Genomic DNA, 12,712 nt, shown 5'->3' with positions numbered 1-12,712 from the left:
GTGAGCTTATTGGAGAAATATGAACGGAGCGTGAACTTAAAGAACAGAATCAGAAGGAGAGACAACGGGAAGTGTGACGGTGAACGTTGTGCCCACCCCGACCGTACTCTTCACCTCTAGGCTTCCATGATGGAGCGCAACGATCTTGTGGGAGATGGCAAGGCCAAGACCATTGCCGCTCCGGTCTTCAGCCCGCGACCTGTCCACTTTGTAGAAGCGCTCAAATATAGAGCTGATCTCCTCCGGCGCAATGCCGATCCCGGAATCGCTTACTGCTACAGCGATCTCATTAGGATGGGGCCGGCTGATCACGATGAAGACCTGTCCGGCGGAAGGTGTGAACTTAATGGCATTCCCGAGCAAATTCATCCACACTTGATTGAGTTGATCCTTGTCGGCCGTTATTCGGACTGCAGCCCCTGAAGGAGACTCCATATCGACGCGGATGTTTTTGGCCGACCACTGGGGCTCACAAGAGACAATCACCCGCCGAATCTGCTCATCCAGGGTATAGGCTTCCGCCTTGAACGGATGATGCTCCGATTCGAGGGAGGCTAGCTTCAGCAGATTGTCGCTAAGTCTGGACAACCTGTCACTCTCAGTAACGATAATATCCAAATAGCGAACGCGTTCATCCTCCCCGATAACAAGATTGCCATCCTTCAGCGCCTTCGCAAAACCAGAGATGGAAGTTAACGGGGACTGGATTTCATGAGACACGTTCGATACAAAATCCTGCCGCATCCGCTCCATTTGTCTGATATCCCGGGCCATATCGTTAATGCTCCGCGAGAGGGTTCCCAGTTCGTCTCCGCGGTTTATTTTCAGCTCAACCTCAAAGTCGCCTTTGGCCAGCCGCTTAGTCGCATTCGTCATCGCTTGGAGAGGCTTCACCACATATCTGCCAGCAATGAGAATGCCCAAGCTTCCGATCGCGAGCATGAGAAGAAGGATGGTAAAGAACAAACGGATGAGTGCGCCTTCATTCTTAGAAGAGCTATGTAAAAATAAGGCATAATGTTTCCCTTCAGATAAAAATGGAAGGCCGACAAACGTTCCGTTATCTTTTCCCTGCGAACGGTATAACTCTCCCTGCAGCACCTTGCGTACAGATTCCGGGTTAATCTTGCCGGCCTTCCTGCCTTTGGCCGGTACATAGGATTTCACCCCGCCATTGCCGTCGTACAGCTGCAGGGTATAGGAAACCAATTCGGCCATATTATCCATTAATACATCCAAATCCGGAGGATTCGTCTGTTCATACACGCTTATGATACGATTGCCGGCCGCGAGCATATCGTTCTTCCCTGTAGCGTTCAGAGTCTTCTGGAATAGAGCAAGGGAGATTAACAAGGATGAGACCAGGCTGATGACGATGACGGCCAGAAAAGTCAGCACGACGCGGACATATAATGTTTTCACCCCGGATTCACCGCCAGACGATAACCTACACTTCGTGCCGTTTCAATGCGGAAATGGCGGGCATCCCCGGCAAAACGTTCCCGCAGCCGCTTGATATGAACGTCAACAGTCCGGTCGTCTCCTTCGTAATCCATGCCCCAGATCTGGGTGATCAGCTGCTCCCGCGTGAAGATCTGCCCCGGGTGGCCGGCAAGCATGAATAACAGCTCGAATTCCTTTAGAGGCAAAGTTAATTCCTGGTCTCCCCGCATGACCTTATACGTTTTCCGGTTCAGTACGATATCCCCCAGAGGGATGACCTGGGAAGAGGCAATCCGGGATCGCCTCAGTAATGCCTTAACCCTCATCACAAGTTCCCCCGGATCGAACGGCTTCGTCATATAATCGTCGGTCCCGAGCTGGAAGCCTTTGATCTTTTGACCCGGTTCACCCTTGGCCGTTACCATCAGAAGCGGAATATCAGGATCACTTGTCCGAATCGCCTGGCATAACTCCCATCCGTCCATATGCGGCATCATAATATCGAGGATAACGAGATCGATTCCCGAACCTTTGATGATGGCATGTGCATCGATGCCATTATCCGCCTCAGCCAGATCAAACCCTTCATTCTTCAAGTAAAGGCAGATCAAGGCGCGAATATGCGGATCGTCGTCCACGATAAGAATTTTGACCATATAAACAGTCCTCCAGCCTTTTGTATTCATAACCTCACTGGACTGATTCCATCAGCTCATAGAAATACTGGGAATCGTGAGTCTTATTCAGACTATACCAGGCATCTAATGTTTTTGAAGAAAACACACCCATAGCTTTCAAGATATGTGCTGCAAATTCCAAAGGAGCTATTCCTGAAGACGTGATCAGTTTCCCATCGGTTACAGTGGACTCCGTTTTATAATACTGTTCGCCCGTATAAGCGGGACAGATCATTTTTAGATATCCCAGATCATTGCTTGTATGACAGCGTGAATTCAGCAGTCCAGTTTGGGCTAGTCCTATTGTAGCACCGCAAATGGCGGCAACCAGTACCCTTTCCTGTAAACACCTCTCAACAAATTTTAAGATGGGGTGATGAATGGACTCTGTCCATGTATTTCCACCGGGTAAAATTAATGTATCTGTACTTTCAATGCTGCACTCATCCAGTTGGAGGTCAGGCAGTATTTTCAATCCGCCCATTGTAGTTACAGGTGTCTTTTCAATTCCCACGGTAACTATTTTGGATGGGGAGAGTCCCTTTCTGTAATATCTTCCCGAGTTCAGTTCGGAAGTTAAGTAACCTATTTCCCAGTCTGCCATGGTGTCAAATACATAAAGATATACCGTGCTACTCATTTGTAAATCCTCCCAATATATTCTCAAGTGATAACCAATCATCAACAGCGATCAATTATTATCCCTATTATAAAACGGCTTGACTGACAACTACTGTCAGTCAAGCCGTTTTATTTAAACATATAAATAACTAACCGCAGCCATTTTATTTTTCCAACGCTGTGGCTCGATTACAGACATAGGTCGTCTAATGCTTCTGACCTGCATTCGATAATTAAAGTAATTCCTCTGCAACGTAGAATTGAGAAAAAGGTTCCACATCATCTTTTAATGATTTCCGGTTCACAATAGCCTACTGTACAAGTCAGCATTTCATTATAACTACTTACTCCCAACATGAGCCTTGGCGATTTAAACACGAGTGTGACAATATAAGCATCCTTTACAATAGATCTTCTTTTGGTCATAATACATGCCAACATAAAATCGCAGTCTCTGCAATTTCATATTGGGTGACTACTTGGAATATGGATTCCATTTCCTAATATAACACTATTTTTTTATAAACACATAGGTACTCTCTTCCGATAGCTCATCAGCAAAACAGAAATCAAACCCGTCGAAACCCTTAATATCCTCAATGCAGGTGATTTTCCGCTCGGCCATGAAGCGCACCATTTCACCTCGGGCCATCTTGACCAGGGTTCCTTTTTCAACCACCTTACCGCCAATTTCCTCCCCGAATACACAACTAACCATTCTAACGTTCGTCCCAATATACCTTGAGACGCACTTACTGTATTCTTTGGACGCCAGATTGAGAATGCAATCACTCTCCGAAAATAGCTGATCCGCCAGTTTGCTGTTCCAGAACTCATAGAGAGAGCCGAACCCAGGCCCCTTCAGCCTCGCCTGCATCTCCAGCCTGTACGGAACAACTCCGTCCAAGGGCCGGGCCATTCCATAGAACCCAGACAATATCCGCAAATGTTGCTGAAGATACTCGAGCTCCTCCATTTGCATGACCCCAGGTGCCATGTACTGATATTGAATACCCTCGTAGGAAAAGATAGCCGGCGTCAGATTCCGGGTTACATCCATATTACGAATCCGCTCCACATTCAACGTAGCGATGGCATCATTGCATTTCCATAGAGCTTTGGCTTCTTCATAATTCAACTTTTGTAGTAAGGCCAAGAGAGTTTCCGACTCGCTTATGAATTGCGGCATTTGGCGGCAATCCAAGAAATCCGTGTCTGTCTTCATCTTCTTCGCAGGTGAAATAATGATTCTCATGCTGCTCCCTTTTTTTGTCCCCGCGGGGAATATACATACAACTTTATCGTATCATAGTTTACATTTATAGGCTCAGTGTAAGTTTTGTTCATGTACAAGCGGTACAAATACAGAGGCGCACTTGGCTTATTCTCACGCATGTAACTCTTTAACGAAATGACTCCACCGCGCTGGTGGTAGTCGTCTTGGATTCAGTTTTTTCTGCAGAAAAAGTATAGCAAAAAGACGCTCAGAAAAGAGGAATTGAGCGCCTTTCATATGTATATGTAGGCGTTGACGCTGCCAAACCCTTGCCAATTCATTCGCACAACTATAAAGACATGCTTCTATAGTACTATTTCGCGTAAAAAAGAATATCCAACTATACAAATATCACCTATTTATAGGCTTAACATTAAATAAAATCTTCATATTTACGCTTACCGTAGAGTATTCGTCTAATTTCAACAATATCGTCAAACACGACATAGAACACCATATAATTCTCTACAACTAGAGAACGATATTCATCTTTTAGACCGTTAAGTTTGTAACAGATTGGCCCCGAAAACGGGAATAGCTCTAACCTGGATATAGCCTCATCAAACTTATCTACAAGATCATTTGCGGCATCCGGCGCAGAAAGCTCATTACATATATAATCAACAATGTCCTGCAAGTCTGATTGTGCCAATGTTAGATAACGCAGTTTATATTTTCTGTCCATAAGCGTCTCCCCCAGGTTAATTATTCATACCTATTTGTTTCAGCAACCGGCCTCTTTCCATTGTAAATCTCTGTTCAGTCTCTTGAATCCGTTCTTCATATTCCTGCTTACTTCGTCTAAGCTCAGCCCCTACTTGGTTCATCAAATCTATGGATAATAAAGGTATTTCAAGTTTTTCTAATTTAGACGGATTAATCAATTTAATCGTAGTCCCTGTCTGTAGACCATCAAGCATTCTACGTCCCACTTCGCTTTGTAAGAATTCATACAAGACGTACACATTATAGTGGGCAGGATTCACTCTGATAATGGATAAATTCCCGCTCACAAAAGCCTCTTCATACTTATCTTCTACAATTGCAAACTTGATCAAAGATCCCTTGGAAGTCATGATGATATCCATAGGGTGGATCGCAAATTTCTCCAGCCAGTCCCGTTTCTTATACGTTATCCTTGACTTCTCATCATAGGCAATTGTTCCATTCTCGATATCTTTAATATTCAATAAATAGTGAGTGGTTGTTCCTGACAGCTCCTCTATCTCTTCTTTCGTTAGTTGAACGCCTCGTCTAATTGTGGCAACATCACCAAGCTTGACTGTTTGATGAAAAGAATATTTCAATACATCAAAATCTAAATATTCCTTAGGGTTAAAACTATAGTTGTACTCTCTTATCTTAGCCAGATCAACAAATCTGCTGAAGTTCTCCTCTTCAGTTCCATTTCTATAGGCATAGACTATTTTTGAAATTCCCTCTTCCGTAATCGAGCATTGGTTCCTATTTAATCTCTGTGTAAACTTGCTGGCGTCAATAAACAGTATCTTTCCACTTCTATTTTTTGACTTAGTCTTATTAAATATAATGAGCTCTGTACCTATTCTCGCTCTAAGATAAAGATTATCAGGTAACGTAATCACTGCTTCAATTAAATCTTCTTCAGTAATTGCTTTACGTATATGTACTTCAGTGCTCCTGACCAACGTTCCCTTTGTACCAACTACGGCTGCTTGACCATGCTCATTTAAGTGATATAAAGCATTCTGATAGAATGCCCAGTCGGCAGAAGACTTCGGAGGAAGGCCATATTTATATCTGGGATCATTCTGGCCTTCCGATTGGTTCCATGCCACCCCGAAAGGCGCATCTGACCAAACAAAGTCAACCTCTAACCGTTCAGCCTCTAGGTGAACTCTCTCCAACACATCTTTATTCTCAATATGAAATTGAGGGACATTATTGATATTCAGCAACAATTTTGAAATCAAATAATCTGATGCATTCTTCTCTTCGCCATAATAGAAGACAGACTTATTAGCTCTCTCGGCTCTGAAATGCCTAAACAATTCAATTGCAAAACTAGATATTCCGGAACAATAATCAGCAACTGAAGAAACATTCTCGAAGTCCATCAAACCCAAAACCAGCTTAATGATCGTTTCCGGCGTCTGATTCTCTTCATAGTTGCAGCTATATTTCAATGCAATCAAATTAATAAATTGAACAATCTCTTCTTGATCGATGAATTGAAAACTGATAAGTTTCTCAATCATTGTCTTTAAAATAATGTCCGGGTAGTTATATTGAAGGAATGAGGGAACCAATCCTGTAAAAACTCCTGTAAACTCTTTGTATTGATGCTCAAGTTCAATCATGGTTTGGTCCAGCATTTGAGCAATCGATAGTGACTCTGAGAGCACCGCTCGGGCAGCTTGGTCCTTTTCACCCTGTTCTAACTCTCTTAAATAAAATATAGTCACAATAACCAAGATCATACGAGCTATCTGTTCGTTAGGATAGAGGCCCTCCAAATCTTCTGTTATGGACTCCAGTATGTATTTAATTTCGTTCTCTCTTCTATTCATTAACACACCCCCAATAATGTATGGTTATACCTAATTATTATTTTCTAAAAAAACACGTCTTACTAAGACGTGGGAAAATTTTATCTTGGTTACAACTGGACGTCAATAATCGTTAACTATTGGGTCTATTCCGGATCTTCATTCTCAAATTGTTGAACACCTCAGAGTGACTGAAGCGTTCATTAGAAGTATCAGCTTCATGTTCCGCTTCTTTAAGTTTCATCAAGATCTCTTGGTTCTGCTGTATATTTTCATATTGCTCTATGCTCATAACAACCATATCACCATATCCATTTTTCGTGAGAAAAACGGGTTCATTACTTTCATGCACTATTTTAGATATTTCAGTAAAGTTGTTGCGCAAATCGGATACAGGTCTAATTTGTGGCATAAATCCCCCTCCTTCTTAGCGTGATCATATCATAATTATGATATCAAATCAATTTCACCTCACTTCTTTTCACAATTACCATAACAAAAAAGCCCAAGCACCGACACAGCTGCAGGCATGAGCTTTTTCAATATTCCTACTCCCCAATTATCAGGATAACCGTGTCATACGGAGCCAATTCCATGGTGTGTTCTCCATCCTCCGTATGGATCGTAGTCCTTTGCAGCTGGCCGCTATTGTTCATCACAACGAGCTTCTTACTCTCCGGATAATAAGCACACTCTGTATATAAGTTATCCGTAAGGTACTTTGTCTCATGCAGCTCTTTGCCCGCATAGCGCAGCAGATTCAGCAGCAATCGTGTATTTTCCCAGCTGAATTCGAAAGAAGGAAGGTAGATTCCCTTTCCTTTACCGAAGGCATGAGTGGACAGGGTTATCCTTCCGCTTGCTTCATTCATTACTGTGGCAGACCCGTCGGTAAGATAAATATTAGGCTTAGGCGTTAGGCTGGCCCCTTCAGGCACCAATCCCTGCTCCGCCTTCACCTCATAGGTCCATCGGCCATGTGCTACTCTTGAGCCTGTATCTTCATCCAGACCGAGAACATGTGCCATTCTGAAAAAACTGTCGTACCCGTTGACCGCCGAAGGCTGGTTAATACCAATAAAGGTACCGCCCTCATACACCCACTGGGTCAGGACGTCCACGCACTTGCTGTCTTTCCAGCAGTCCCCGCCGCTCCAGGCTGAACCGGCAGAGCCCGCATTGATCACTACATCACAATTTTGCAGCTTCCCCTGGCGGATATCCTCAAAATCTATGAACTGCACATCTACCGGCAATCCGGATAAGGCCTCATTGATATGAATCAGATCATGCATGAACGTTTCATGAAAATGGCCGGACAGCGTCCACGATCTCAACTTGCCCCAAGCGTGCAGAATGGCTACCTTCGTCTTGATCTGATACGGCTTGCCCCGTTGATGCAGCTCTTGAATCTCCCGGAATTCACCCGCAATCTTCTCGATATAATCACAGAAATCCGGGTATGGCTCTACCAGATGCAGGTATCCGCCCAGTCCAATCCGGTCGACCGGCTCGCGCAGGAGGGCCCGCCGGATATGAATCCAGTATTTCTTGGCATCCAGCGTAGGGTCCCCGCCCTCCATAAAAGTAGGCGCTCCGCCTAAACCAACCGGAAACAGATACGGATGCAGCCGGATCTCATGCGTATCCACTTTTACCCCGGCACACAGCCTTGCCTCATAGCCTGAGAACACGCATTTAATCATCCCGTCCAAGCCAAACTCCTGAAAACGGTCGTTGTACGGCTCCATGCCCACCCAGCTGTCATCATAAAAGACATACGCCAGCTTGCCGTGCTTATGCACAAGGTCAATCAATTGCTTGCCGAATCCAATGACAAAATCATTGATAAAAGTCATATAATCAAGCTTGCGCTGCTCAGCCGGGATATGACTGACGCGGTATTTCCCGCCATTCACAAAATCCTCGGCCGACAGCGAATAGCCGTATCTCTCAGCGAACAGATCAAGCGCTCTTGCACTTACTGTGAAGTCATATGAACCCCAGTCCGAGAACAGATGGCGGTTGCGCTCACTGCTGCCCCAGATCCAGGCGAAATTATAAAAAAGCGAAGTGAACCGGACAACCGTTGTTCCCTTATGCTGCAGACACCAGTCCTCCATCCAGTCCAGCAGATACTTTTGCGTGTCTGCATACATGGGATCAATCTGCATCAAATGCTCTTTATCCCAATGATTCGTGGTGTGATTGTACATGGAAATCTCTTCCCAGATCCGGTAGGCCATGAAGCTGACCGTGTATTTATGCCAAGGCGCAATTCCGGTAAGGACCACGTTCCCCGCTTCCCGTTCATAATTCCACTGTTCTCTGGGAACCTCCTCCCCGGTCGTCCGGTCAATAACCTGCCAATACTTAAATGCCTCTTTGGAATCATTCACTCTGAATTGTTCAGCAAAAAAGTCCTCCATCAGATAGATGGATACATACCCCTGCACCGCTACCTTCGGATTCGTAATGAGAAAGCACTGCTGCAGCTTATCCGGATTGCGCGAAGCCCACACATTATGATCCCTAATGATACAGAGGGTAGAATAGATGCCGTATCCTGCGTGGATAATCTCATCGGACAACTTCGTGCCGTCACTGTCACGGATGACATCGGCACCCCACCGTTCAGCGAGTTCCAGGGTCAGCGCCTCATAACCGGATTCTCCCGGCAGCGTAAAGGCTCCCGCTCTATGTTTGGACAACGTGTTCCCTCCTATTGAAGCATATCGGACAGAAAAGCGAGTGCTAAGCCTTGTCCCCAGCCCTGAATCCAGTCTTTGGGAATATTGCGGTACCCTTCCCGGTCCTTCATCACTGCGGTTCCGCCCGATACCCCCAGTACCCGTCCATCTTCACTGATATGGTCCAGAATGCCTTTCAGGGCCTTTTGCACATATTTGGTATGCAGCGGGTTGCCGTTACCCACCATCGCCGCCGCAATCCCGCAGGATGCAGATACTTCTTCATAGGATTCCCCGTCATCCAGTACTGTCCGCCACAAGCCGTTCTCCGTCTGTACCAGCTTCAGCGCGGCCAGCTGATCACGCAGCGAACATTCCACGTCCATACACTGCGGATACAGATACCAGTCATTGAGCAAAGGTTTGACCTGAGACATGGTATAGGCACCCCAGGCATTCGCTCTCCCCCAATACAATCCGGACATGTGATCCTGCTTCACATTATTGTAACCATGGAACCAGAACCCGGTGCTGGGGTCTTGCAGGTATTTGATGTGCCAGTAATATTGATTCAAGGCATCCTGGATCATCGCCTGGTCCTTCAGTTTGCTTCCCACCCGCAGCAGGAAAAAGGCCGCCATAAACAGCGTATCCGCCCAAGCCTGCTCCGGAAAATCATTCGATACGGATACCGTATGCTGCAGCACATTGTCCCCGAATCTTAGCGCATGATTCTGGAGATAATCCACCTTGCTCATCACAATATCCCAATATTTCTGGTTGCCTGTCTCTTCATACAAGGTGATCAGCATATGGCCCATGGCACAGGTGTTCACCGTCCAGTCCGGCAGGCCAAGCTCGATATATTCATCCACCCACTGGATCAGCATGTTCAGATAATCCTTATTGCCTGTGGTCTGATAAGCTCTGGACACCCCGTAATACGCCACCCCGCAAGGCCATTCCCACGTTAAATCCATAGCCAAGGTTTTTCGGGTCACTTTGTCGATAATGCGTAGAATTTCTTCCTTGTCATACGTTAATTTATCCATCTTAATCCCCTCTCTTGTCGAACACTTCATATCCGTCCATATGCGTGCAAGCGCTTTACAGACTCTATTGTAAGCAGTAAAATGGTCTACATCTAAGCATATTCGCAGTAAAAGTGTGCAGTTTCGACCATTTATTGTTAGGGAGAAGGAGCAATTACATATGCCCAGAAAAAAGAAACCCGTCATCGAGTACCGCCACTACAGCCTGCCGATCCATTTTCCTATCCTGCTGCTGAGCGGAGACCGCTGGAGGATTTCTGATATCAAATCTGAGCATTTGCATTTCCATAACCATTTGGAGATTGGTATCTGTTATTCAGACAGCGGCATCATGGAGATCAAAGGAGAAGCCGTCCCCTTTAAAGCCGGTGATGTGACCTTTCTCCCCCGGTATCTTCCCCATACGACGTACAGTTCACCGGGTGAAGCCAGTCTGTGGTCTTATCTTTTTTTCTCCCCGGAGGATCTGTTCCAGCATTCCTTCAAAAGCGCCTACAGCAGCTTCGAACCGAATCTGTGGCGGGTGCAGGGGAAGAACTGTATTTTGAACAAGGCGCAGTATCCCAAGGTCTATTCCCTGGCCACATCCGTCGTCGAGGAATTGAAGCAGCAGAACCCCTACTATCAGGAAAGTGCCTACGGCTTGTTGTTATCACTGTATATCGAACTCCTTAGAATCCATTCCACGAATGAAACGCTGGCGGAACAAGACACCGAGCATAGCCTGAAGGGTGATTTTATCATTTCCCCGGCTCTGGAATATATCACCACAAACTACATGACCCCTATGACCATCGATTTCCTGGCAGATCTGTGCCACCTGAGCACCACGCATTTCCGCAGAAAATTCCATGAGATCATGGGCACCGCCCCTCTCGAGTTCCTGAGCAGTACCCGGATTGAAGAAGCCTGCAAGCAGCTAAAGAGCACGGAAGATTCCATTCTCTCCATCTCCGAACAAGTGGGATTTCACTCTATTTCCAGCTTCAACCGCTCTTTCTCCAGGCTAATGGGGGTGTCACCCAAGGAATGGCGTAAAGCTGCACAATCCGAGGCGCATTCTGCGAAGGCGTCTATTCTGGAGTTCACGGGATGGGTGTAATCCGGCTCACGGTTTGTGAAGTACTCCAGGCTCCTGCTTCGGCAGAGTGATAAAGATGACAAATCCAATGATAAATAACGGGATCACCGATAGAATACTAAGGCTAGCATTGCCCGTTAAGGTAGTTGTCAAAGACATGAGCGCAGGACCGATGATCGCCGCGAATTTGCCAAAGATATTGTAAAAGCCAAAGAATTCATTGGATTTTTCCTTAGGGATAATCTTCGCATAATAGGACCGGCTGAGCGCCTGAATGCCGCCCTGGGCTGAACCAATCAACGCCCCAAGAATAAAAATATGCCAGACGGAAGTGATAAAGAAAGCCGCGATACAGGCAATGATATAGGTGAATATCCCCACAATAATCATCGTCCGGGCGGAGTAGGTTTTGGCCAGGTTGCCATAGAGGATAGCACAGGGAAAAGCAATAATCTGGATCACCAGCAGAATGCCAAGCAAGGAAAACGTGTCTAAGGCATCAGCGCCCAGAACGGACGTCGCATAAGGCACTACCATTTTAATAATCGTATCTACCCCGTCAATATAGAAAAAGTAAGCAAGCAAGAAAACAAAGACCATTTTGTGCTGTCTGATATTCCTGAAGGTGCTAGCCAGTCTTCTGAAGCTGCGGATCACCGGTCTGGGCTCAGGCTCAATATAGTGTCTCTGCTTCACGTCTCTGATCATGGGTATGGTCAACAGCCCCCACCAAAGGGCCGTAATGATGAATCCAATCTGATAACCGGTGGCCTTATCCATCCCCAGAGCAAGAATCAAGAGCAGGCTGATCCCAAAAGGAATAACGCTGGAGATATAGCCAAAAGCAAACCCCCGGGTCGACACCTTATCCATCCGTTCATCCTTCGTAACATCCACCAGAAAGGAGTCATAGAAAATGTTAGCTCCGGCAAAACCGATGGCTGACAGGATATAGAATACAATTAATAGCTGCCACTGTCCGCTCGCAGGTGCGACGAAGGCCAGCGAAGCGGTAGCCAACACCCCGATCATAGTAAAAAACACGAAGAAACGTTTCTTCGTGTCCTTATAATCAGCGATCGTCCCTAAAACCGGACTTAGGATCGCCACCAAAATACTTGCGATGGAATTAAAATACCCCAGATCCATGCTGCTGTTCACATTCGTAAACATGCCAAATACTATGGGCAAAAGCGCCGTGGTCACCGCCATCGAATACGCCGAATTGCCGCAGTCATACAGAATCCATGATTTCTCTTCTTTGCTAAGCTTCATCCAACATCCACCTCTTATCACTAGTTAATTACTGTTATATCATGTGATCATATGAGGCATGTTAAGCGG

At 45.8% G+C, this 12,712-nt stretch carries 11 protein-coding genes; 1 reads left to right on the top strand and 10 read right to left on the bottom strand.

All coding sequences use genetic code 11. From position 1 onward, the window contains the following. Positions 1–36: 36 nt before the first annotated feature. The 9 genes from A3848_RS07455 to A3848_RS07415 form a co-directional block, all read right to left on the bottom strand. A complete protein-coding gene (locus tag A3848_RS07455; RefSeq protein ID WP_074084327.1) occupies positions 37–1,422 on the bottom strand; it encodes a sensor histidine kinase in 1,386 nt (461 codons plus the stop codon). After that, complete coding sequence (locus tag A3848_RS07450; RefSeq protein ID WP_074084326.1) at positions 1,419–2,099, bottom strand: response regulator transcription factor; 681 nt, start codon at positions 2,097–2,099, stop codon at positions 1,419–1,421. The genes A3848_RS07455 and A3848_RS07450 overlap by 4 nt, the downstream gene beginning before the upstream one ends. Before the next feature lie 34 nt (positions 2,100–2,133). Beyond that, entirely contained in the window at positions 2,134–2,760 is a 627-nt protein-coding gene (locus tag A3848_RS07445) for a type 1 glutamine amidotransferase family protein (protein WP_074084325.1), read from the bottom strand. 492 nt (positions 2,761–3,252) lie between these two features. Continuing rightward, the gene (gene yaaA / locus A3848_RS07440; RefSeq protein ID WP_074084324.1) at positions 3,253–3,996 is read right to left on the bottom strand and encodes a peroxide stress protein YaaA; all 744 of its coding nucleotides are present in this window, start codon (positions 3,994–3,996) and stop codon (positions 3,253–3,255) included. A 394-nt stretch (positions 3,997–4,390) separates the two neighbouring features. Next, complete coding sequence (locus A3848_RS07435; RefSeq protein WP_074084323.1) at positions 4,391–4,702, bottom strand: type II toxin-antitoxin system RelE/ParE family toxin; 312 nt, start codon at positions 4,700–4,702, stop codon at positions 4,391–4,393. Between the two features lie 16 nt (positions 4,703–4,718). Beyond that, positions 4,719–6,566: an N-6 DNA methylase gene (locus A3848_RS07430; protein WP_074084322.1), complete on the bottom strand. Its 1,848-nt coding sequence runs from the start codon at positions 6,564–6,566 to the stop codon at positions 4,719–4,721. Positions 6,567–6,678: 112 nt separating this feature from the next. Further along, positions 6,679–6,957: a type II toxin-antitoxin system Phd/YefM family antitoxin gene (locus A3848_RS07425; protein WP_074084321.1), complete on the bottom strand. Its 279-nt coding sequence runs from the start codon at positions 6,955–6,957 to the stop codon at positions 6,679–6,681. 136 nt (positions 6,958–7,093) lie between these two features. Beyond that, positions 7,094–9,256 carry a 1,3-beta-galactosyl-N-acetylhexosamine phosphorylase gene (gene gnpA / locus A3848_RS07420; protein WP_074084320.1) on the bottom strand — a complete coding sequence of 721 codons (2,163 nt, stop codon included), beginning with the start codon at positions 9,254–9,256 and terminating at the stop codon, positions 7,094–7,096. Positions 9,257–9,267: 11 nt separating this feature from the next. Continuing rightward, on the bottom strand, positions 9,268–10,287 hold the full coding sequence (locus tag A3848_RS07415; protein ID WP_074084319.1) for a glycoside hydrolase family 88/105 protein: 1,020 nt from the start codon (positions 10,285–10,287) through the stop codon (positions 9,268–9,270). 160 nt (positions 10,288–10,447) lie between these two features. On the opposite strand from A3848_RS07415, the gene A3848_RS07410 reads away from it, so the two are divergent. Beyond that, the gene (locus tag A3848_RS07410) at positions 10,448–11,389 is read left to right on the top strand and encodes an AraC family transcriptional regulator (RefSeq protein WP_074084318.1); all 942 of its coding nucleotides are present in this window, start codon (positions 10,448–10,450) and stop codon (positions 11,387–11,389) included. 6 nt (positions 11,390–11,395) lie between these two features. On the opposite strand, the gene A3848_RS07405 is transcribed toward A3848_RS07410, so the two are convergent. Beyond that, positions 11,396–12,643 carry an MFS transporter gene (locus tag A3848_RS07405; protein WP_074084317.1) on the bottom strand — a complete coding sequence of 416 codons (1,248 nt, stop codon included), beginning with the start codon at positions 12,641–12,643 and terminating at the stop codon, positions 11,396–11,398. Between the last annotated feature and the right edge of the window lie 69 nt (positions 12,644–12,712).

Origin of the sequence: Paenibacillus sp. P32E, from assembly GCF_001909085.1 — a bacterium.
In the GTDB taxonomy this organism is placed as follows: domain Bacteria; phylum Bacillota; class Bacilli; order Paenibacillales; family Paenibacillaceae; genus Paenibacillus_AQ; species Paenibacillus_AQ helianthi.
Note: the sequence above shows the minus strand (reverse complement) of the source record. Positions and strands in the feature narration are given on the sequence as shown.